Genomic DNA, 22988 nt, shown 5'->3' with positions numbered 1-22988 from the left:
GGAGTGGCGACGAACAACCCATGCTCGCGGCGCTGATTTGGGAAAAAAATTCAATATAGGCATTAAAGCGGGACCGCGCCGATCTCCACAGATAATTCAGGCCATCGTACCTGTTGATAAAATAGGCAGCGGCCGCTACGGTCAGCGAAAATGGAAATGCCGCGTAAATCCCGATCGGTGCAATGCCCGGCAGAAAAATAATGGCAACCATACACGCTATCTTCACCCAGGTGCCTTTTAATAACATCGACGGCGATAAGCGCCTGACCGAAGGGAATGCTGTTGACAAAGACGGTATTATGCAGTTTAAAAGAGTCGTTGACAAAATCATTATAGAGGGAAATTGATTTTTGGGCGTACACTAAATAACATTCGGGATGCTGGTGACTGGGGGGCGTAACAGGTCCGGCTCGCCCGGCTGAAAAGTAAAAAAACAACAGACGGGCAAACCGCGGCTGCCCGATGGCCACCAGCAAAAAAAGCAATCCCGCAAAATTGGAAACAAACGCGGCGATCAGTATGGTTTTAGGGTTACTGAAACCCATCGCCTTGTTTTTGATCGTAAACTGCCAAAGCCACCGGTAAGCAGCCGGCTACCCCGTTTAGGCCACATACCGTTAACGTGATTAAAATGGCATCAAGAACTTCCGCCCGGGAGGCCCCCAACTCCTTTGCCATCGCCACATGGTAATAGATCGCCTTCGGATCGCCTAATGCGGATTTAATGCCGATATAGACCAGCTGCTTGGTTTTTGCCTCCAGGCCATCGGTCTGCTTTAACGATTCGACCAATAGGTTAAAAGCTTTGGCGACTTCGGGAGCCTCCTGTTCAAAAACTGCTAATGGATTGCCATTCATGATTTCTTGATTAAGTAAGTTCTGTGAGGTAAGATCTCCTGAAAAAGGCCGCCAGTAAAAGTACCGATCCCGGCGCGGTGACCAGCCAGGGCGTGCCTATAAATAACACCCAGGTGGAGAAATGCGGATAAAAATAGGCGAAGCTGATCAGAGGTATCATCAACCCGTTGGCGATCAGGAACCGCCTGAGCGATTTTTGCGCCCCGTCTCTTTTGAACACGAAGGCAGCGAATAAAGTGGACAGGCTCATGCAGATATAACCCAGCGCGTCCAGCGTCCAGAAAAAAGAATGCGGTGTTACCGTGAGGATATTAACCGAAGGATTGTGCAAGGACACCGGTATAACTGTTGCCAGCTGGACCGAATACATCATCACGACATAAACCGTATACAACAGGGCAAATAATAAGGCGGCATGGCTCCAGAATTTCCGGTCGCCGGGCACGATATGATGTAAGGCCAGTATCGCGATCAAAAATGGCGGAGCGATGGCCAGGGAAAAACCATAGATCAGGATGTCATCCAAAGGATAGCCGGTCACACCGGCGACCTGGAGGATCTGTACAATGCCATAACCCACCATGGCAAGAAATGCGGCCATAGCCGCGTAAAAACCAACGATGGCGATGTTATTTTTCATGCCAGTGCCTTCACTTTAAGATCAATAGCCGGAAACCCAGGGCCGCGCTTGCCTAAAATATTTTCCAGGTCATCCTTGTAAATCACCTCCTTTTTTAACAGCAGGCCGGCAACTTTTTCCAGCGATGCTTTGTTTTCCTCCAGGATGGTTTTCGCACCCTCATAAGCTCGCGCCACCAGTTTGCGGATCTCCTGGTCGATCAGTTCACCCGTAGCTTCGCTGAAAGGTTTTTGAATAGTCAGGTCGCGCTGGCCGGTAGAATCATAATAACTTACGTTTCCCAATACGTTATTGAAACCATAATAAACAACCATGGTATAAGCCTCTTTGGTCACCTTCTCCAGGTCATCCAGTGCACCGGAGGAGATCTCGCCGAAAATAATTTCTTCAGCGGCCCTGCCGCCCAGGGTGGCACATAAATGTTCTTTAAATGCCGTTTCGCTGCGTAATTGTTTTTCCTCCGGCAGGTACCAGGCCGCACCTAAGGATTGCCCCCTCGGAATGATGGAGACCTTCACTAAAGGATCCACGTTTCTTAACAGCCAGCTGATCACGGCATGGCCAGCTTCGTGGAAAGCGATGATCTTTTTTTCCTCGGGCGATATGATCTTGCTTTTCTTCTCCAGGCCGGCTACAATCCGGTCAATGGCATCCATAAAATCCTCTTTTTCTATTTTAGCAGCCTTTCTCCGGGCGGCGATCAGCGCCGCTTCATTGCAGATATTGGCAATATCCGCCCCCGAAAATCCCGGTGTCTGGCCCGCAAGTGCTCGAAGGTCGATACCCTCAGCCATTATCAATCCCTGCACATGCACTTTAAAAATGGCGGCCCTTTCGTTCATATTAGGCAGTTCCAAGTAAATATGCCGGTCAAACCTGCCCGGCCGCACCAGTGCCGGATCGAGCATGTCGGCCCGGTTGGTAGCTGCTAAAACAATAACGCCTGTATTGGTGCCAAAGCCGTCCATTTCGGTTAATAACTGGTTCAGCGTACTTTCCCGTTCATCATTGGCGCCGCCTGAAAAAGCGCCCCTTCCCCTTGACTGGCCAATGGCGTCGATCTCATCGATAAAAATGATGCAGGGTGCTTTTTCCTTGGCTTGCTGAAACAAGTCGCGCACACGGGAAGCCCCCACGCCGACAAACATCTCTACGAAAGCAGCGCCTGAAATGGAAAAGAAAGGAACTTGTGCTTCGCCCGCAACGGCTTTAGCCAGCAAGGTTTTACCGGTCCCAGGAGGACCTACCAAAATCACGCCCTTGGGAATTTTCGCGCCGAGTTTAGTAAACGAATCCGGTTTTTTTAAAAAGTCAACAATTTCCAGCACTTCTACTTTAGCCTCGTCCAAACCGGCTACATCGGCGAAAGTCACTGTGCCGCTTTCCTTTTCAATCAAAGTGGCGGTGGATCGTCCGAAATTGAAGATTGAAGAGGCACTTCCACCAGCCATACCGCCACCGGACCGCCGCATCATAAAATTCCAAATCACCATCAGCAGGATAAAAGGCGCAAGCCAGCCCAGGATATTCATCAGCCAGTTGCGTTGGTAGATATAACTCACCGGCACTTTTTCGTTCGCGGCAAAGAATTTTTCCGCTTCCTCCATATTGCGTTCAAAGACTTCGACCGAGCCGATCGTGAAGCTATAATGCGGCCCTGCATTGATCCCCTTGCCAAAGGCGGGTGTAAAAACTTCTTTGAATGCCGTATCTTTTGCAAAAGCGCTCTTGAGATAGACGTTAACTTTTTCTTTGTTGACGACTTCCAGCCTTTCTACCGCGTTACGGTTTAATATAGTCGTGGAGAATTGTTGCCAGGTGGTCTCCTTCACGTTATAGGAGCCGCTCCATACGGGCGATAAGATCACATACAGTAAAATGATCACGTAGACCCAAACCCAGCTGAATGCAGGTTTGATCTTTCTTTCAACGGACTTTTTCGGCTTTGCCGGCTGATCATTTTTCATAACCTAAAGGTGGTCAGCAGCGCGCCTGCAGGAAATGACGAAGGTCTCTTAAAAAAATGATCTGTTCCAAACAAAGCTCCGGTTCTTTTATCGAAACCGGGGCTTCTCCTGTTAGATGTTTTTTTAAAAAGCGTATTCCGGTTCTTCGATCTGCAGGTTATTGACCACGCTGAAAACGCCCGGAGCCGCCCAGGCGGCATTTTCTGCATCTTCCTTTTCAGTGAATGAACGGACAGTACCCGTTAGGGTAACCCTTTCGCCATTAACAATGACGGTGATCTTTGCAGCATCAAGGCTAGCGTTACGCTGGAATGCAGCGCTGATCTTTCTTTTCATATCATCTGCCGTAACACTGGGTTTAAGTGAGATCAGGTTTAGCACAGAACGGACACCGGTCAGGTTTTGAATAGCTCTTTCAGCGATGTTCCGTTGATAAGCCCATTCCAGCTCACCTTCCAGTTTCACAATACCGTCTTCAACTTTTATTTTGAGCTTGTTCTCATCAACGGTGGATTGCCATTTCAGTGCATTGACAACGGCTGCGGCGATTTCAGTATCCGTTTTACGATAACCGGGCGATACGCCTACCTGGATGTCTTCGGCCACCGCCTTTACACCAGCAACACTTTTGGCCGCTTTTTCAGCTTCGAGTTTTTTAGTATAGGTATCCACAATACCGGAAAGGGTTACGATGCCGTCCTTAACCGCGACACCGATCTCCGATGAATTCAAAAATGGCTGCCATTTCAATTCGTCCATGACGTCTCTTTGGATTTGATTGTCCGTTTTCATAATTTCTTTGATTTTTATAAATAGTCATTTCTCAGGAACAAATTGACCCTGATTTCACGATCATTTCAATGACGCCAGGCCCCCTTTTTGCTGATCGTTGTCACATTAAGCAACGCGTTACATTTTTTATTCCGGTAATATAATGGTGCTATTGCCCTGCGGTCGACCTCATATTCAGTCAGTTGGGATAAGCAATCGTCGATATTTTTTAATTGATCTCCAGTTCGTAAAAATAGCCGCAATAGTGAGTCCGAAAAATCGTTGCAATAATTGTAACTGACCAACGGTCGCTATGCCCCCCTGTGCCAAACCACCATACCCCAATATCAAGCCAATGAATTGATTGAACAGAGCGATATATTCAACCCCAATCCAGGCCGTAGTTGGTACCGCCGACAACGAAATGAGAAAAAGCAGTTGTATTATTTTTTTTCAGCCCATCGTTATTACACATGTTTCCGCTGTCAACGTCGGTGTTTATCATGACAGAAACAGACGGTTACACAGCCAGCCTGGTTTGACTGATTTGCTACTAAATATTGGTAAATGAACATTCCGGACCTGTGTATATATTTCATAATTGCGCTGGTGAGCGTTGGCTACCCCATCTTGCTCCAGGTCATCGCCAGCCTCGATGAGAAATATGCATCCATAGTTGTCATTGAGCTTTTCAGGAAAGGGTGGTTACGGCCTTATCCTTTATCGGACTTTACGCAGTTACAAATCTGGTATAGAGCTTAACAGCTGCAAAACCGGCAGATGTAACGATGCTTTGTTGAGGCGAAAAAGGGAATAGACCGGGGAAAACGCGTCAAAGTCATCCATCGCTCTGCCGGAAATACAACAGGAACTGGTTCGCCGGCTCAGGTTTATATAGGTTACAGGTATAAAAATCCTTGAATTTAAATTAAACATATAAAGATACAAATCTATCGTTTAATTCACCCCATATAAGCTTACTCCTGTTAAAACATTAAAATATATCAGCACATAAAAAACACACAGGATATAAGCTGCCAAAAGTGCGGTCAAGCATGCCGGAATCTCCAAACTGAGTCCTATGTCAGCCTTATTCAATGAGGCCGATATGCCTCATCGAGTAAGGCTAATCAACTGCGGATCTCCCTGCGCATAAAAAGATAATACCCCAGGGCAAAACAACCGGTCGTTGCCGCTAAAAGTCCGCTGAGCTGAGGCCAAACGAGCATCAGGCTTTGAGCGAACGGCAGCGGTGAAGGGATGGCCCCTGCCATTTGTTCCATGGTCAGCGGACCGAGGCTGCGTACCGATGGCATCAACATGGTCGTAACTGCATCTGTGTAAAGCTGGTTTGGCGATACCCTCAGGATATTCAGTACCATCTCATTATAACTGATCGCCTGCTCCTGCGTCAATTGTGAAGCATCGGGTAAAACAGATTTCAGGACCAAATTTACGATGAGCTGATAAAAAATAGTGAAGAAAAGCCAAAGGCCTATAGCTGTGATCGCCGAAGTAGCGGCCTGCCTGAATACTATCGAAAGCAGCATGGACATGCATAGCCAGAAAGCAACATATGTGATCGTCACAAAAACGAACCCCATGATCCGAAATAATTCCTGTGGCTCCATGCTCACCCCCATTAGCAACAGGCCAGCGCCGATCATCAGCAAGGTAAGGGTTACAAATAAGCAGCCTATGATCAGCAACGCGCTGCTGAACTTCGCAAGCAGCAGATTATCCCGATAAACCGGTTGGGCCATCAGGCGAATAAGCGTCCCGCTGTTCCTTTCTGAATTAATGGCATCAAATCCAAGGCTGATGCCGAGCAGTGGTGCCAGGAAGCTTAGAAAAATATGGAAAGGCGGAATGGAATTATCCGTTGCCGTCAGTAATTTCAGGTACAGAAAGTTGAGGTTGGGGTCATGTGAATTTCCGGTCGCCGATTTGATATTAGACAGGGAAGCATACATAGCTGCGATGAACGTGAGTACAATCAGCGAAATCATAATGATAAAGCGCCAGCTGCGTATGTGATCAGCCATTTCCTTTTGCAGCATCACCGCAAAAGCACCCGTATCAGGCCGTTTTTTTATAATTGTCTTTTCCCGTACCGGATTCGAAATATTTCTGGTAAATATCGTCAAGTCCATAATTCCTTTGATTTACATTTATAATATCATAATTGTTTTCTACAAAAAAGCGCACCAGCGCCGGCGTGATATTTTGGCTGCCTGTAACTTCAACGGTATGACCATAACTGGTAATATCATCGATGAAATCCCACGCCGCTAGCACCGGTTGATGTGGCCATGGTTCCGGCAATGCCTGTTCGAGATTTATGACGGTAGTGTACCCATTCTTTCCGAACAGCTGCTTCGACAATGTTTCAAGGTTACCTTCTGCCAAAAGCCGGCCTTCCACAAATATCCCTACCCTGTCGCAGACCTGCTGAACATGATGCAAATGGTGCGAAGAAAGCAACACGGTAAGGTTCTGTTCGCGGCTTAACTGCCTGATCAGCGACAGGAAATCTTTAACACCTGCCGGATCAATACCAAGCGTAGGTTCGTCCAGGATGATCAAATCAGGGTCCTTAATGAGTACATCGGCCAGGCCCAGGCGCTGTTTCATGCCCCTGGAAAATGTCGAAGTCTTTTTATCTTCAGCTGCGGTCAACCCCACAAGATCAAGTACACGGACAGCTTTCTCTTTAACCTCCGTCCCGGACAAGCCGTTCAGCCTCCCAATATATACCAGATTTTCCAATGCGGTCATATGGTCATAAAAACCTACGCTGTCGGCATATAACCAACTTTCTTTTTTACTTTTATCGCATCGCGGGTTGCATTATATCCGCAAACCGTTGCTGTTCCCCTGGTCGGCTCCGTAAGACCCAGCATCATGAGGATGCTCGTCGTCTTGCCTGCCCGTTAGGGCCGAGCAGTCCGAATATCTCACCTTCGTATACCTCCAGGTTCAGGTTGTCAACAGCTATTTGACGGCCATAATTTTTTGTCAGGCCCTTCAATTGAATAATAGGATTTTTCATTGGTAATCTGGAATTATCTTCTGCCGTATTTGCGGATAAGGAAGTAAACAATGCCGATGGCGATGAAAATAGCCAGTAAGCCTAACCAACCGGCCAGCAGCGATGTTTTAACGGCCAGGCGGAAAGCAGCCTGCGAATTTGCGCTGCTGTTTGACGCGGTTAAAGTAGCGGCGTAGTCGCCGGCGAGTGTTTTATCCGGAACTTTAAGGGTCACCACAGCATTTTGCGATTCGGCAGGCTTTAGATCGTTAATAGCCGATGGTTCAAAGGTAGCTTCCCACCCTGGCGGCAATTGGCTGGTCAACTGTACATTGTTCAGGGGAAGGGAGCCCGAGTTTTTTACAATTAACTGAAGCTGCTTCTGGCTTCCTGAAGTAACATCCTCGCTTAACCTTCCTGTCGGCGTGGTTAAAGTAATATTATACGTGCCCCTGACCACCGCTTCAAGTGTTAGCGCCAGGCTGTCCATGCCTGATATTGCACGAACCGGAATTTTATATTTTCCCGGTCTGGAATCCGGCGCGGCGTTTACCTCAACCGAAATATCCCGTGATTTGCCGGCCTCAATATTGATGGAGGTGACCTGGATGCCATCGACCTTACATGTTATTATCCAGCCTGGCGGCAAACTGGTCTGTAAATCATAGGTGTGCGCTTCGGCTGATCCGTTCTGTAATGTGGTACTGTAACGGAATGTTTCATTAGTTGCGGCCTCTATGTTGATGAGTTTCGCATTGAACGCAGATTGTGTTTTTGATCCGGACTGCTGTGCATGGGCGTTTGCACATAAAACAAGGAAGCAAAAGAAATGAATAGTGCGGCGTAGTACGCTTAAGGGTGTTGTAGATAATCTGGATAACATGATTCAACGACTAAAATGGTTAATAATAGCTTTTAAAAAATGCTTCAAAAATTGGTTTAAGGGTTAAAAATCGATGGTTCAAATAAAAAAAGCTGTTTAGACTCATACAATACCTTTAACATTTTTTAACAAATGAAGGTATGTATTAGCACTCACCGGAAAATTCGGCGCGTAATACAAGCATAGTTAATTATGCAGCCTCAGCCAAAAATACAATGCTTGGCTGGTTTAAAAATGATATTTCAGCAGAAGAGCGCAAACAGCTCAACGCTTTTTTCAGGGTTCATGTGAACAGCAGAAACATAAAGCAACTGATGCTGGGAGCTTGCTATGGCTCGGTGGCAGCTATAACCATAACTCCTTTGCAGGATATTCCGGGCCTTGACCAAACAAGCCGGATGAACGTACCCGCTTCGAAAAAAAGGTAACTGGAGGTGGAGATATGTGCTCCGATGGGGTAGCCGCAATTCTCAACTGCTCGTAAAAAAATATAACCGCTGAGATACAATCTTAGCAATCGTTTATACCGGAAAAATCATCGCTGGCAAGGATTTTGTGTAGTTCCGGCGATATATTAAGTATTAACTTTTTTGCAGTGAACAGTTTAAACAACGGAGAGTTTAACATTTCTCATGAAACGGCGAAAGAAGATTTCAGCTTGCTTTTACAGGCACTGGATGCTTCAATTTCCGGAATTATTTTAACGGATAACCGCTTGCCGGACAATCCGATCATCTATTGTAACAAAGCGTTCGAAACCATTTCCGGTTATCAACGGAATGAAATTATAGGACACAACTGTCGTTTTTTGCAGAAGGAAGACCGGGATCAGAAAGAGCGCGAGAAGCTGCGCAACGCGATACGCAACGGCGAAAGCTGTATCGTCGATATTCGGAACTATCACAAGGACGGCACCTTGTTCTACAATGAACTATACATGTCGCCCATCAAAGATGATCAGGGCCGGGTCAGCTATTTTATAGGTGTTCAAAATGACGTAACCCACCGCAAAAAGGCGGAGCTCGATCTCCGTCATCAGCAGCAGCTGATGGAAAAACGCATTTCGGAACGTACGCAAAGCCTGAAAGAAAGTGAAGATTATCTCGCCAGTATCGTGCAGACCGTCAGGGAAAGCCTGATCGTACTGGATCCTGATTTCCGGGTATTGAGCGTTAACGATCATTTCCTGAAAACTTTTAAAGTAACCACCGGCGATACAATCGGAAAATTGCTTTATGACCTCGGTAATGGTCAATGGAACATTGCCTCACTGAAAGAACTGTTGGAAAATATTTTACCGACCAACAATCCCGTCGAAGAATTTGAAGTGGAACATGACTTTCCGCATATTGGCAGGAAGCTGATGGTGCTGAATGCCCACCGGATCGAGCTGGAAGGCCAGTACAAGGATCGCATTCTGATCGCTATTGAAGATATTACGGACCGCCGCGAGATCGAAAGACGGAAAGATGATTTTCTCTCGATAGCCAGCCATGAACTCAAAACACCGCTGACCACGATTAAAGGCCTGGTGCAGATAATGCAGCGCACGGTACCGCCGGAACTCGGTGAAAAGTTCAGATCTGTTTTGGAAAAAACAGGCGTCTATGTGGATCGGTTAAATAACCTGATCGCGGAGCTGCTGGACGTTTCCCGTATCCAGACCGGCAATATCGAATTGCATAAAGACCTGTTCGACTTCGATAAAAGCGTTCATGAAGCGGTTGATACTATTCAGGCGGCCACCAAATCCCACCAGATCCAGGTAAGCGGAAATACCGGTGAAATGATATCTGCTGATGAATCGCACATTGTGCAGGTCATTAATAATCTCTTGTCCAACGCGATCAAATACGCTCCGGACCATAGAGAAATCGAAGTTTACCTTTCGCAGGTAAGCAATTTCGTTAAATTCTCGGTGAAAGACCAGGGTATGGGCATCCGGATGGAGGACCATAAAAAGATCTTCGACCGTTTCTACCGCGCCGGTGAGATACAACAGCGTTTCCCGGGCATGGGGATCGGCCTGTATATCTGCGACCAGATCATTAAAAACCACGGCGGCACCCTTTGGGTGGAAAGTGAACCCGGCAAGGGATCAACCTTTAGTTTTACACTTCCTTTAAACACACAGGCAACCTGATGGATACGAAAAGGATAGTAATATGTGATGACGATGAAGGCATATTGGATATGCTGGAGATCGCCTTGGAAGGCAGCGGTTATACGATTATACCCGTGCAAAACAGCCTGCACATTTACGATGTGATCGACCGGGAGCATCCTGACCTTTTATTGCTGGATCTATGGATGCCGGTATTGTCGGGTGACCAGGTTTTGAAAAGCCTGCGCAAGAACCCGAAGACCTATGAACTTCCGGTGATCATCATATCGGCCAGCCGTGACGGAAAGCAAATTGCTGCGGATGCTGGTGCGACCGATTTCATGGCCAAGCCATTTGACCTGGATTTTCTACTGCAGAAAGTTCAGCAATATGTCAATTGATCGGACAGGTCTCCTTCTGTTTCAAGATTTTGTGCCAACAAAAAAGCGCGCTGTCTTAGCGCGCTTTTCTAAATGACAACAATTATTGCTGTTTAACAACAGGCGCTGTTAAAGCCATGATCGCCGCCCTTTGTTTATCAAGGTCAGCTAATTTTTGCTTCTTCCTATCAATCTTTTCATTGAGGTCTTTCATGTCCTTAACGTTATCTTTCTGATTATCCATTGCATCTTTGGCATCATTGGCCTGGTTGTTCGCCTTTCTTGCCTGCTTCATTGCTTTTTTGGCATCACCGACATTGCCGTTAGTTGCCGTGCTGGCCGTTTCCTTACTCCCCTGCGCAGAGGTTACCGCATCCTGTGCCGTAGAAGCGCTTTTGGATTGGTAACCGGCGGTTTGATTTTGCTGTGCGATCAGCTTGCTGTTCAGTTTGGAAATTTCTAACGTCACTTCTCCGTATTCTTTATTTAACTTAACCGTATCGGCCGCGGTTTTATATTTCTGGGCAGAGGCAGAAACTGTAAAGCCTAAGGTAGTCATGGCGAACACGCAAAATGCGGTTGTTGCCTTGTTGAATTTGATCATTTGTTTTTTGATTATCTGCTGTAATTCAGCATAAGGTACAGTACAATAACCGCTCCATAACCTTCCTGCCTATAACACCTAATTATCTGTATTACAATTAAATAAAAGCGTCTCTTATAAAGGATTTAATGTAGTTATTAAAGGGTTGGTCATATTTGATGATAATCGCTGATCCCCTGAAGATAATAATTAGGGGAATTATTATCCAAACGGGACAAAACCAATGAATATACAGGAAACTTTTGACGTGTGTTGAGCAGGGCATAAGGAACGGGTGTTAAGAGAACAAGTTACCCCGGCATTTGTATAAAAATAAATGTGCGCCGAAGAAATGGAAAGCATCTCCACAGGGGCTTATATGTTATCACTGGAATACTGACACCGGAACTGAAATTTTTTCATCTGAAAACTGAAAAAATTTCAGAATTACAGCCATGGCATAAAGCTTGTAATGAACTGTTTAATTTAATTAATCTTTTGTTCAATTATTTTTTAAAGTGAAATTTAAAGGAGAAAAGGCCATGACCTTAGTTAAATTCAACAACAACGCAAACAACTCATTAATGCCGGGCTTTAATGACGTTTTCGATTCAATCTTCAACGATACCTTTTTCAGCGACAGAATGGTGACACGTGTACCTGCTGCGAACATTGGCGAAAGCGAGAACTGCTATCATGTGGAGTTAGCAGCGCCAGGTTTGAAGAAGGGTGATTTCAAACTTAACCTGGAAAGAAATTTGCTTACCATCTCTGTAGAGCAAGGCCCGGAACAAGCAGATAACCAAAAGAATTACAGTAAGCGTGAATACAGCTACAGTTCCTTTGTGCGCTCCTTTACGTTGCCCGACAGCGCCGATCATGGCCAGATCGAGGCCAGCTATTCTGATGGTATCCTTCGCATCGATATCGCTAAGCGCGAAGAAGCCAAAGCGGTGCGTCGCCAGATTGAGATCAAATAAGTGTTTGATAATTTTCATTGAATAAATGGGCTCCAATTGGTTGGGGGCCCATTTTGATTTTATCATCATTATGGAAACACAGTTTTACATCCTGTTAAGCCTTAAAACCACACAAGGCTTTGTCGATTACGGGCAGTACTTCTTCGGGAATGAGCGCGAGGCGGCGTACGATTTGTTCCGGCAGCTTAAGGGCGACCCCGATATGATGGCCAACTGCCCGCTACACATCGATCTCATGGAGACGGTTGATAGCCTGCCGGTAAAAATTAAAAGTATTTGCTGCACATTGGAAGAACTCGGTTTCAATTGCCAACTTATCGCCAAGGAGATCTTTCGTTTAAAGAATTTGGAGGAGCTGCCATGAAAGAGAATTTCGGCTTCTATAGTTCGCTGCTTTTCTCGCTGTTGTTCTGCGTGCTGTTGTTTGATAGTATCTTATTGCTAACGGGCAGAATTCACCATATTCCCGGTAGCCACAGACAAGTGCTGCTGATCGGCTTATTACTATGGGTCATTTTACTGTTCCTGGGAAGCGATCGCGATGATGACTGGGCAGGACAACGGTAATCATTAATAGCTGGCTGTAGTTTGCAGAACAATTGTTGTATAATATTGCGCATATTGGTTATTCGGAGCCTTAAACCAAGAACTATCCAAACCGTAATTCTCCCGGATATCTTTACAACTCTCAACCGTCTATGGTCATCATTTCGCGGTAACATATTTTGCAGTAATTAACAGCAACAATGTTCTGTGAGCTTTTGCTTCATCATAATTTTCTTTAATCAGTTGCTTAATCTGCTTATTTTTCAGCTTTACAGCGGCCATTTCCAGAACCTGAAACGATGCCATTTCCATGCTTTCAATATTCTGGAGATAAAACGCGATCGAAAGATCCCGCAACTCGGCATCTTTACTGTGCAGTTTAATGTCTTCAAAAGCGTCATCGATCAGCCCGGACAGGCCGCTGAAATTACCTTCTTCGCGATCTGCCTCCAACATGTATAAATAATATCCATCCTGGCCAGTTGCTTTTCCACATCTTCTAAAGTTTCGAGGATTGCAGAGCGCAGGTCTGCGAAATGAGCCTCCCCGGCTATCTGCGGGAGATGTTTAATCAGGTGCGTTTTGGCGGCGTAAATCTTGTTAAGGTTATTGATGAAATAAACCCTCAGTTTTTGCGGTCCAACAAAAATTTGACCACGTTTGAATTGGTTTGATTTTTCTTCCATACGGTCAACTAAATTACTAATATCATATCGCATTAAACGCTAAGGATGAAATTTTCAGAAATCTATTTCAGGCGAGGTGCGTTTTTACTCTTAATAAGAGGTCATAAATATCGAAAGGCTTTTTGATATAAAAATCGGCTCCGCATTGGTTAGCAATCATCTCGAGATCGGTTTCCGCTGATACAAGCACAACCGGTAATTTATTTTCAGGATAATTAGCTTTGATTTCAGCGCAGATCTGATCTCCTCTTTTCTCTGATCCTGCTATGCGTACATCCAACAAAATAAGATCAGGATTGATTATGTGAATGTTATTAGCTGCTTCACCTGTATTTGAAACTACAACGTTGAAACCCTCATCCCGGAAGATCACATGCAGGATATCTAAAATGTCTTCGTCGTCATCAATGATAAGTATCCGTTTGTTCATATCTAAATGATATCAATATCCATACCCGCGGTGATCAAAAGAAGGCTTATTCCAACATTTTTTAATTTGCAGTATAAGACGGATTTTCTTATCATCATCAAATTCAGCGGTACCTATCGTTATAGTCAGTTATCGATTGAAATATATTTTTATTGTCCTGTTTAAACGAGACTATGTCCTGTTTTAACTTTAAGGCCGGGTAAGTTACGGATCGGCCTTTAATTGGGGCTTGATCCAGAATAATCGCAAAATGCGTAGGAAAGCACTGTAGTTTCCCGGGTTCGCCGCGAAAATTGTCGTCAGTAAATTGTTAGTTTTCGGATAGGTAAAAACCCTATAATGGTACAAAGAAAATGTGCATGTCCGCGGCCGTGGCCTAATTTGACAAGGAAACGGCTTCAATTTTCGTAAAATCAATAGGCTTGGATAAAAAGGTGGATAAACCACAGCATATTGCCCCCTGTCGACCATTTTAACTTTGACCACATGCTATTGTCGTTATCAAGGAGTTAGAAATGCAAACGAAATTGGTAAAGTGGGGTCAACCAAAATGTTTTTTCCAAATTGCATACAGTTCCTTCAAAAATCTTTTGTTATTTCATTTTTGATTTTACAGGTTATCGATATATCATTTGTTAATATTTTGCGATTAATAGTTTTATACTACTTTGCCCGCCTGATGGCTTTTTCCTGCCCCGCGTTACTTTCCACTTTATTAAGCATCGCTGTTATTTTATAAACGTATAATACTCCTGGTTGTACGGTTTTATCTACGTAGGTAACCGCATTTTTAACGTCAGATACCTTGCTAAAGCTTTTCGCAGTAACAGCTTTACGGTAAACTACGTAATCATTACCCTTGTCATTTCCAGGCCAGGTAAGCTGAATGCCATCGGTTTTGTTGATCAGGTAAAAATCCGAAGGCGGGGAGATAAAATCATAGGTTGGTACTGTTAGCTCAGTAAGCGATGACAGCAAACTTTGGTTAGCAAAAGCATCAACGGAGGTAACACCATATTCATAAGTTTTGCCCGGCGTAGCGAGTGTATCCCTGAAAAACGGAAGGCGCTCCACTTTTGAGATCATCTTAAAAAAAGGCTGCCCTTTTTCTCTTCGGAATACGATATAGCCAATCACATTGTCATACACCGCAACAGTGTTTTCCCATTTAAGGCTCACAGCCCTATCGGCCCAGCGGCTTTGCACTCCTGCAGGCGATGCTACATACTGGGCTTTTAACGGACGGATGCCTACCGGTGCGGATATATCGCTCATGTTTTGCGCCAGGTTCATTACCTGCACAGCATATACGTATTGTGTTGCCCCGTTCAGGTATTTTAACGAGTCGCGGTAAACGGTATCACGGATTGGCGGTGAAATGACCTGCATATCTTTAGCAGACGTACCACGAAGCACATAGTAAGCAAAAAGATCAAGCTCAGGGTTTTTATCCCAGCTAAGTACAATAAACCGGGTGCTATCCTGTTTGGCGGTTAGCCCGCCCGGTTTTGACGGCCTCTCATTTTTTACCTGCATTGAGCCATTCGCGGTAGCGGTTGGCAGCATCTTAAAGCCCGGATAAGGTACCAGCAAAGGCCTCACCTGGTAATAATATACCATATTGGGCAACACTTTGCGGTCGAGGTAATTAACTGCGTTTGGTGCAAGCGTATCTGCAACAACAAAATCCTTTTGCGCCGAGCGCGATTTAAGAATCTGGATCCCCGAGTAAACGGCCTGCCGTGGCAAGGCGTTCCAGCTTAAATACAACGCATTGGTGGTATCTTTAACCTTAAGACCGGTAATGGTTGCGATGCTTTTAAATGATTTGGTAAGATGGCTGCTGGGATCAGAACTTGCACCTTTGTTGCCGGCCATATCATAAGGTTGCATATAATAGGTAAGCAATTCGCCGGGGTTTACCTTTTCTGTAAAATAAACATGCAAACTATCATCGCGGTTATAAACTATCAAACGTTCGGCGGCCACAGTGAAGCGTTTTGAGATTGAAGATTTTTTATATACCGATGCGAAAACGGCAGGGTTTGCAGCCGGTGCCGGAACCGACCAGGTAAACTGAACCACACTATCGGCAACCAAAGCCCTGTTCAATTTAAACTTGGGGAAAGGCACCCGCTTTACCGCCGAAACTGCTTCTGTATAAATAACCTCCGTTTTCCCCGCAGCGTCAATACCCGAAACTCGGTAAACCGTAGCGGCCGAATTGCCCTTGATGTCAGTATCGGTCCACATCATCCCGATACCTTCCAAAAACTCTTTGGAAAGGAAAAAATAACCAATTTTTTGTACATCGCCGCTTTGCAAGGTGGCCCAGGCTTCGGCATCATCCCTGGCTTTTACCTTGATCTTAAATTCATCGGCTACCGATGATCCCGCGCGTTTTTTAAATTCGGAATAGGAAGCCGGAAAAGTAACCACTACCTGTTTTTTAAAATCGCCTGTTCCACTCTGGTCTTTGCTTACCTCGTAGCTTTTATACTTTCTGAAAATATTAAGAGATTTGGTACCGGCATCCGGTGCGTTCACCATAATGATCACCTGCTTGTCTGACGGCAGCAGGTGGCCGCCCACTACCCCGGTTTGTATTTGCTGCGCATTTACACCTGTGGCCGCTATCAGTAGTAATATTATTAAATTAAATTTTTTCATACTGTTTTTAAATTAAGGGCATACTGAACGGTCGCCGCCCACGTGGATACCAAAATTAAGTCCTCTGTGCTGCGCATACCCGAGGTCTACATTCGCAGTAGCGCAAACTTTGGCCCCGGCCGGCGGCCAGTCCCAGCACGTATCTATCGAGTTACAGCCCGGGCTACAGCCGCCTATGCTAAAGTCGGCCCGGCCACCGGCAGATCCTGAAATGAACCAGCCATCCGTATCATTACGACCGCCCCGGATATCATAACAAGCCTGGAAACCGGCGCTTACACATAAACCAATAGCGCAAGCTTTGGCTCCGCCGCCATATTTGCCTGATAAGCCAAGCAGGTAACTATTTTCGGCAAAATTGAGCAACAGCGTTGATTTCGATTCAGTGTAGAACCATACACTGGCACTGGCTACGTATACATCAAAACCAATAGCCCTATTTTCGGGGATGCCAAGCGAAGCGGTACTATTAAGGTAGATCCCTGAAAACTCCGTATTGATATACTCCGGCGCTGCATTGGCAAAATAATACGAAAGCCTGTCGGTACGGGTTCGCGGGTTTTTAAGGCCTATAGCCATAGCGTAATCCGCCCGGGCGTTGATGAGGCCTAACAGTGAAAGGTCCATGCCGCATCCCAAAAACACATACTTGTCGGTGCTTTTACCGCTTACCACCAAATCACCTTGGATATGCGCTTTTACCAGGCCTTTTATCGGCTCAATATCTGAAATGACACCTACCGTAAAATATTGGTTAGGTATATCTAACACCAGATCGGCATGGGCCAGGTTCAGGTAATCGGCCACTTGAACGGTAGCATAACCTCTTATAACGGGGCCGCTCTCGACCGTTAGGCCAATAGGATCGAGCTTAACCAATGTACTGGTGCCGGTAAATGATAATCCTCCGTTAATATCTATTTTAAATTTCTTTTCGGCACTGTTGTAGTTGAAACCACCACCTACGCGATCAATAGTAATGATACCCACAGGAATTACTGTACCGGCGCTGAAAGCTGCCCCTACATCAATACCTCCGGTTACCTTGTAATAGTGAAAGTTAACCGAGGCATTTATAGGCGTACCAGGTATCGATAATGCCCCCGCACCGTCAAAACCATTATCCTTGATCCCCACCTCGATCGCTGATTTCATTACCGGGATATCGATAGTGGCACCAAGCTTACTTACCGAGGCTTCTATGCCGCCGCCAACTTTAGCTTTAAAGCGGATATCGCCCGCGGTAAATTTGATCATCGGCACATCTACCGTAAACTCGCCCTGTACACCAATAAAAGGGATTTGATCGGTAGTGTTAAACTGGATGCTTTGCACTTTAAATTTGGCAAAGGCAAAATCGGCCGAGAAATCGGTGGGCGCGTCTATCATAAACCGCCCGTCGGTTTGTATTTCAAAAACAGGCAGGTTGATCTCTTTAGTAATAAAAGTATCAAACTTGATCTTACCCGATCCGGCCAGTTTATAGGCTGATGAGCCCGGTGCTTTACCAAAGCTAAGCGGCGTGCTGCCCGGCATTAGTTTTACTACATTCAGCAGGTTCAAGCCTTCATCCGGGATTTTAAAGCTGCCTCCATAAAAAATATCCTTGCCAACGCGCAGGTCTGAAAAGCTTACGGTAGATGGTGTGGATTTAGGGATCTGCACCGTAATACTGCCCCCAAAGTTGAAGCCGTCTTCCGTAAACACCAGGGAGGCCAGTGAAGCTTCCCAACTGCCGATGGACAGTTTGGGCAAATCGGTAGCCACTATTTTCAACTTACTGATCTGCAATTGCGGGTTCAGCACAAAATCTTCAATTTTTAAGTTGATAGTTTTTATCACGCCCAGATCAGGTGTGCTTACCGAACCTTGCAGGTGAATTCCCTGCTGATCAACATAACTGCCCGCGAAAGCTATCTTAGCTTTAAAACCGTACACTTCGGCTTCCCAATCGGTCATGCCGGTGTCTCCCCCCGTAAACTTCAGCCTGGTAAGCGCCGACGGCACCCCGCCTGAGCTGAAAACAGGAACCTCGGGCGATGAGGTGTTGTCAGGTATTAACTGCGGTATATAACTTTTGGCCAGCAGGTACCCCCGGCTGTCGGTTACACCGGTCATATCTAACTGCAGCTTGCCTTTTATCTCTCCTTTACCACCCGTTGTACCTGTAACAACCAGGGTTTCTCCGTCGGGTTTAAGTATAAGCGGTAAAAAGTTAAATAATTTAAGCGAGAGCTGTGTATCGTCGGTCTGTACCTTGTTACCCTCTGGTATCGGATTATTTGATGCATCAAACGTAACTCTTATGTTAGTAAACTTCAACGAAATTTTATCATGGCTGCTCAATATTGAAAATAGAGGGGTAAGATCACTGAATTTACCGGTTACGCGATAAGAATTAAGGCCATCGGGTGTCATTTGATCGAGCGCCACCGGAAAGCCCAGTAACTTGCTTATGTTTTTACCACCGCCATCGCCAAGGGTAAAATTAACGGTAGCCGGTTCGGAGGTTAGGTTTTCCTCTTGCGTTAAAGATATAAAGCCAGATTTTGATGCTTTAAGGAAGGTTTTTCCTGCTGGAAGACTGATTTGATACCGTCCATCAACCCCTGTAACGGTATTAAGATACGGTTGACCTTCAACCTCAACAACAGCGCCGCCTATATTGCTCCCGGCAGCGGTAACAACACCGCTGACCAGGGTACCTTTAGCAAGTGTAATGTTTTGGGGACTTTCAATACCGTTTTCCTGAACAATCACTGTATTTTCAACAGCTACCAGTCCGGAACCATCTGGAGGCTTTACGCTTACTTTGGCATTACCTCCAAAGCCTTCGTAAAACCATTCCCCATTTGTGGCTACGTGTGATGTATCAAACAGCGTGATGGTGGCATTATTTACCAGTGCACCGTTCGGGTCTAAAATCCTGAACCTTATCCTGCCTGTCCGGCGTACCAGGTTACCGCAATCGCCCAGATCAATAGTACGTACCGCCGATTGCACCAGCGGATTATTATGGAGGTTTTTTGAATAAAGATCAGCAAACTGAATGGCCGAGGCCCTCATTGCCGGGCTATTGATAAAGGCCTGATCGTTAACAGGTCCGGTTAGTACGGGGTTATTGCCCACCATATTAGCTATAGGCGATGCAATTTGCGGTGTGCTGTTGTCAAGCACTATGGCATTTGTTATCGGCTTTACATCGCCTATTGCCGGTGACGTAGCACTTGCCACTGTTGGCCCGGCAAAACCAAACATGCGTGTATTATAAACAAAGCCCCTGTTAATTGATCCCTGGATACTATTGGCAGTAAGAATATTAGCATTAAGCTGGTTAAGCTTTGCGATATTATCGCCGGGGTTGATTACCGGGTTAATTACCCTATTGGCTATCGATATCACATTAGAAGGGTTCTGTGACACCGAGCCGTTGCCAGGCGCAGGGTTAGCATTTGCCTTTGGCGGTGCAGGGATTACTACATCAATGGTTTGTGAAATGTATCCCTCCTTTTCAATCATCAGCTTATGGTTGCCCTGGTAATAGCTTGTCTGGAAAAGCCCGTCCTCGCCCGAGTTAAAATAAACCGTTGAGTTAACAAAGTGCAAACGCGCGTTTGGAATTGCTTCTTTTGTTGAAGATACAGCCCTGCCCACCACGCTCACAATATCCGGTTTGATGCTGAATATCACTTCCTTGTTTGATCCTTTGGCCAACGCCTGGAAGATTTGCACTGTATCGGGAGTTACCTCCAGGTCCTGAAATTCACTGCTTACTTTAATCAATTTTACCTTAAAGCTCGCGCGATCTTTTAGCTGTGGTAAGTTCGGGATCGTGAACCTGCCAAGCGAATCGGTCTTCGCACTATAGGGGCCGTAGTCAGCAGTTAAAACTTTTACAAGGTTCAGTTCATCTATCTTGCTTAAAACACTCTCCGCCAAAATGGTTGATTTATTCGCATTACTTACAACAGTGTTCGATATTGGCGAGGGTGCGGTAGGTAATCCTGCAATGGCAGGCATTGGGCGGATAGTTGCCGGGCCGTTAAATTGTGCGCCGCCAAGTGAAAGCGTGTTTAGGATTAACGGCCTTGCGATAACCCCACTGACAACAGGCACCTGGTTATTATTGCCGCCAAGAAGGATAGCTGTTCTTGATGCCTGCCTGTTGAAATAATCAATTACTGACCCCGTGAGCGGTGGTGGCCCGGGATTCAATAAATCGCTCGTATTGTACTCAATCTTAACTATGGCACCCGTAACCGGTACAAAGCCCGTTGGCAGCGACATCCTTACTTCTCCAAATACGTATGCCGGTGTGGCCGTTAACCGGTAATCGGCGCTAACATTAAGCACCAAATTAGATGCAAGATTAAGGTTATGGGCCTGCAGATCGGTAGTTTTGCCATTAAAGCGCTGGTTGTGGCTATCAATAATTACAGTGAAACGCCCACCGTAAAATAACCGGCCGAACTTTATTGCCCCGCCTCCGGTACCCATTTTTACACTATCAACTGCAACTTCGACCACATTACGCCCGTTTATAACTTCTGCGTGCTTGGTATCAAAAGGAATATTACCTTCCTGGTACAGATAATTGGCGCTCTCAAAGTCTACCTTATCCCGGTAAATGTGTACGATCGCTACCTTATCTTCCGCACCGGCATCGGTCACATTATCGATACTAAGCTTTGGGGTAAAACGCATGGTACGGGCCAGTAAAAGGATCTGCCCTATGTCGCGCGTCCCTGTTGAATCCAGTTTGCTTATCGGAATCTCGACGCTTTTCGTCTCGAAATCGTTCGACTCGATTCCGATAATCAGTTTAGAGTATTTGGATAAACCCATATACGAAGGGTGTGTAAAATCAATAGAGAAATTTCCCGCGCCATCGGTTTTACCACTGGTTATCAATTCCTCTACAGGCGGATCATAGTTGTTGTGGAAACCAAAACTAAAGTCGAACATCGGATTTATAGCAAACGACGGGGCTGAATACATGCCCATATAAGAAAAATCCATTGTGAAATTTGTGGCTTGCGTTGCCGCTGTCGTGGCCGAAAATTGGTTCGTCGATTTCCAGTTTGGGTCAACAACACCTTTAATAGTGATCTGCGTGTTGGGTAAGGCGTACCGCTCGGTGGCGGTATCAATCGTTATGGGATCTTTAGTGTAAGAAAGATAAGTACCTCCCGATGTAGTGATCACATCGGCGGCCGCCGGCCCGTCAGGGGTTACGGCTGGTGGCGGCAAATTAGGGATCAGCGTAGGATCGACCTGCGCTGCGGCGGCTATTCTTGAATCATTTAAAATATTAGGGGCATTAAATATAGGGATCCTTATACCCGATATTGACCTCGAGGACAAACCTGGTATAGGTCCACCGGTCAATACAATTGGGGATGGTTTAGCCTTTACTATTGTGTTGACCGGAACAGGAATGTCAGCCGATACCCCGCCGTAAGGTACTGAGCCTGTATACTGAGGTTCAGTTTTCTTAAAGGTCCAGGCCAGCTTGCCTTTTATGGTATTGGTGGCGTATTGTACCGTTTGGGGTTTTTCCTGCACTTGCCCGTTAACTAAGGTAACACCCGTTGCTGTAGTGGGCCCGCCATACGTAAACGCCCTTACTTCACTGCGTCCATTGTTACGGAAAGGTGTGTGATTAAACGGATCATATGCCTCAACCATGAGGGCGTACTGCCTGCCTGGTGTAAGTTGCGGATCCGAAGGACTATATACATAAGTGTTACCAACAACCTCTTTTTCGAAAAAATAAGGTTGCGTTGCCGACATGATCGCATTATTGGGATTCCTACCGCCAAGTACCTCTACCATCCTGATCTTATATCTTACAGCCGACATGATTTGCGATGACGTACCCGGCGGCGTGCTCCATTGCATGATCACAACCTGGGCGCCGGTAGCTGATACCTGCGCATCTTCCACGGGTGAAATGATGGTGGGCGGCTCCAGGCTGCTTATAGTAAACGTGTTACTACAACCTACCGGTTCATCTGGACTAATGACGGCATTGGTATCATAATCAAACGCCTGCAAACAAAAACGGTAACTGCCTTCGGGCAAGCCATTTTTGTTAATGAATTCGCTTTGGGTTATACCGGTGTACTTCACCTGGGTATAATCAAAAAATTTACTGATGTCATTACCGTTAAGGCTGCGGGTTTGGCCCGGATCAAGCTCAATGGCTACAGGACTTTTGTAATTTGGCTTTACAGCAAGTATCACACCGTTATCGCCGGTAACCGTTCCCCGTAACTGGATCCGTTGCCTTTTGGTTGATACGTTGGTGACCGCGATCACCATTAATTGGGGCTGCGATGCATAATCGGTGATCTTACGCGGATAAGGCGGCAAGATCTGTATCGATACGCTTACTTGTGCTTTTAAGGGCAACCAGGCAACACAAATGAGTAAAAAGAGGTACAGTTTTTTCATATT

General features: G+C 45.8%; 21 protein-coding genes. 6 read left to right on the top strand and 15 right to left on the bottom strand.

What is annotated here, in order from left to right; genetic code table 11:
- Positions 1–62 precede the first annotated feature (62 nt).
- The 9 genes from DIU38_RS03225 to DIU38_RS03190 form a co-directional block, all read right to left on the bottom strand.
- The gene (locus tag DIU38_RS03225; protein ID WP_112654479.1) at positions 63–545 is read right to left on the bottom strand and encodes a hypothetical protein; all 483 of its coding nucleotides are present in this window, start codon (positions 543–545) and stop codon (positions 63–65) included.
- On the bottom strand, positions 532–858 hold the full coding sequence (locus DIU38_RS03220; protein ID WP_112654480.1) for a carboxymuconolactone decarboxylase family protein: 327 nt from the start codon (positions 856–858) through the stop codon (positions 532–534). Before DIU38_RS03220 ends, DIU38_RS03225 begins: the two co-directional genes overlap by 14 nt.
- A gap of 10 nt (positions 859–868) precedes the next feature.
- Positions 869–1498, bottom strand: coding sequence for a hypothetical protein (locus DIU38_RS03215; protein ID WP_112654481.1), 630 nt, complete (start codon positions 1496–1498; stop codon positions 869–871).
- On the bottom strand, positions 1495–3465 hold the full coding sequence (gene ftsH / locus DIU38_RS03210; RefSeq protein WP_112654482.1) for an ATP-dependent zinc metalloprotease FtsH: 1971 nt from the start codon (positions 3463–3465) through the stop codon (positions 1495–1497). Before ftsH ends, DIU38_RS03215 begins: the two co-directional genes overlap by 4 nt.
- A 123-nt stretch (positions 3466–3588) precedes the next feature.
- Entirely contained in the window at positions 3589–4257 is a 669-nt protein-coding gene (locus DIU38_RS03205; protein WP_112654483.1) for a BON domain-containing protein, read from the bottom strand.
- 1109 nt (positions 4258–5366) lie between these two features.
- Entirely contained in the window at positions 5367–6281 is a 915-nt protein-coding gene (locus DIU38_RS03200) for an ABC transporter permease (protein WP_243771197.1), read from the bottom strand.
- A 34-nt stretch (positions 6282–6315) separates the two neighbouring features.
- Positions 6316–7014, bottom strand: a complete 699-nt coding sequence (locus DIU38_RS03195; protein WP_244311256.1) for an ABC transporter ATP-binding protein — start codon at positions 7012–7014, stop codon at positions 6316–6318.
- A gap of 124 nt (positions 7015–7138) precedes the next feature.
- Positions 7139–7288, bottom strand: coding sequence for a hypothetical protein (locus tag DIU38_RS33730; protein ID WP_244311255.1), 150 nt, complete (start codon positions 7286–7288; stop codon positions 7139–7141).
- A gap of 13 nt (positions 7289–7301) precedes the next feature.
- Positions 7302–8150 carry a COG1470 family protein gene (locus tag DIU38_RS03190; RefSeq protein WP_112654487.1) on the bottom strand — a complete coding sequence of 283 codons (849 nt, stop codon included), beginning with the start codon at positions 8148–8150 and terminating at the stop codon, positions 7302–7304.
- 215 nt (positions 8151–8365) lie between these two features.
- Here DIU38_RS03190 and DIU38_RS03185 point away from each other — a divergent pair, with 215 nt between their 5' ends.
- The 3 genes from DIU38_RS03185 to DIU38_RS03175 all read left to right on the top strand — a co-directional run bounded on the left by DIU38_RS03185 (position 8366) and on the right by DIU38_RS03175 (position 10655).
- The gene (locus DIU38_RS03185) at positions 8366–8578 is read left to right on the top strand and encodes a 4-alpha-glucanotransferase (protein WP_112654488.1); all 213 of its coding nucleotides are present in this window, start codon (positions 8366–8368) and stop codon (positions 8576–8578) included.
- Between the two features lie 167 nt (positions 8579–8745).
- On the top strand, positions 8746–10293 hold the full coding sequence (locus DIU38_RS03180) for a PAS domain-containing sensor histidine kinase (RefSeq protein ID WP_243770830.1): 1548 nt from the start codon (positions 8746–8748) through the stop codon (positions 10291–10293).
- Positions 10293–10655 carry a response regulator gene (locus DIU38_RS03175; protein ID WP_112654489.1) on the top strand — a complete coding sequence of 121 codons (363 nt, stop codon included), beginning with the start codon at positions 10293–10295 and terminating at the stop codon, positions 10653–10655. The genes DIU38_RS03180 and DIU38_RS03175 overlap by 1 nt, the downstream gene beginning before the upstream one ends.
- An 82-nt stretch (positions 10656–10737) precedes the next feature.
- Here the strand turns inward: DIU38_RS03175 and DIU38_RS03170 are convergent, their stop codons facing one another.
- Entirely contained in the window at positions 10738–11238 is a 501-nt protein-coding gene (locus tag DIU38_RS03170; protein WP_149354015.1) for a hypothetical protein, read from the bottom strand.
- A gap of 521 nt (positions 11239–11759) precedes the next feature.
- On the opposite strand from DIU38_RS03170, the gene DIU38_RS03165 reads away from it, so the two are divergent.
- The 3 genes from DIU38_RS03165 to DIU38_RS03155 all read left to right on the top strand — a co-directional run bounded on the left by DIU38_RS03165 (position 11760) and on the right by DIU38_RS03155 (position 12764).
- Positions 11760–12197, top strand: coding sequence for an Hsp20/alpha crystallin family protein (locus tag DIU38_RS03165; RefSeq protein ID WP_112656706.1), 438 nt, complete (start codon positions 11760–11762; stop codon positions 12195–12197).
- A gap of 70 nt (positions 12198–12267) precedes the next feature.
- Positions 12268–12561 carry a hypothetical protein gene (locus tag DIU38_RS03160; protein WP_146750426.1) on the top strand — a complete coding sequence of 98 codons (294 nt, stop codon included), beginning with the start codon at positions 12268–12270 and terminating at the stop codon, positions 12559–12561.
- Complete coding sequence (locus tag DIU38_RS03155) at positions 12558–12764, top strand: hypothetical protein (protein WP_146750427.1); 207 nt, start codon at positions 12558–12560, stop codon at positions 12762–12764. The genes DIU38_RS03160 and DIU38_RS03155 overlap by 4 nt, the downstream gene beginning before the upstream one ends.
- A gap of 138 nt (positions 12765–12902) precedes the next feature.
- Here DIU38_RS03155 and DIU38_RS34365 read toward each other — a convergent pair whose 3' ends face one another.
- The 5 genes from DIU38_RS34365 to DIU38_RS03135 all read right to left on the bottom strand — a co-directional run bounded on the left by DIU38_RS34365 (position 12903) and on the right by DIU38_RS03135 (position 22985).
- Positions 12903–13199 carry a ferritin-like domain-containing protein gene (locus DIU38_RS34365; protein WP_262714276.1) on the bottom strand — a complete coding sequence of 99 codons (297 nt, stop codon included), beginning with the start codon at positions 13197–13199 and terminating at the stop codon, positions 12903–12905.
- Positions 13148–13429: a ferritin-like domain-containing protein gene (locus DIU38_RS34360; protein ID WP_262714275.1), complete on the bottom strand. Its 282-nt coding sequence runs from the start codon at positions 13427–13429 to the stop codon at positions 13148–13150. The genes DIU38_RS34365 and DIU38_RS34360 overlap by 52 nt, the downstream gene beginning before the upstream one ends.
- A 67-nt stretch (positions 13430–13496) precedes the next feature.
- Positions 13497–13859 carry a response regulator gene (locus tag DIU38_RS03145; RefSeq protein WP_112656702.1) on the bottom strand — a complete coding sequence of 121 codons (363 nt, stop codon included), beginning with the start codon at positions 13857–13859 and terminating at the stop codon, positions 13497–13499.
- A 663-nt stretch (positions 13860–14522) separates the two neighbouring features.
- Positions 14523–16529 carry a fibronectin type III domain-containing protein gene (locus tag DIU38_RS03140; RefSeq protein ID WP_112656700.1) on the bottom strand — a complete coding sequence of 669 codons (2007 nt, stop codon included), beginning with the start codon at positions 16527–16529 and terminating at the stop codon, positions 14523–14525.
- A gap of 12 nt (positions 16530–16541) precedes the next feature.
- Positions 16542–22985, bottom strand: a complete 6444-nt coding sequence (locus DIU38_RS03135; RefSeq protein WP_112656698.1) for a carboxypeptidase-like regulatory domain-containing protein — start codon at positions 22983–22985, stop codon at positions 16542–16544.
- Between the last annotated feature and the right edge of the window lie 3 nt (positions 22986–22988).

Source organism: Mucilaginibacter metallidurans, from assembly GCF_003286435.2.
GTDB classification, from domain to species: domain Bacteria; phylum Bacteroidota; class Bacteroidia; order Sphingobacteriales; family Sphingobacteriaceae; genus Mucilaginibacter; species Mucilaginibacter gossypii.
This window is presented reverse-complemented; position numbering and strand designations above follow the sequence as displayed.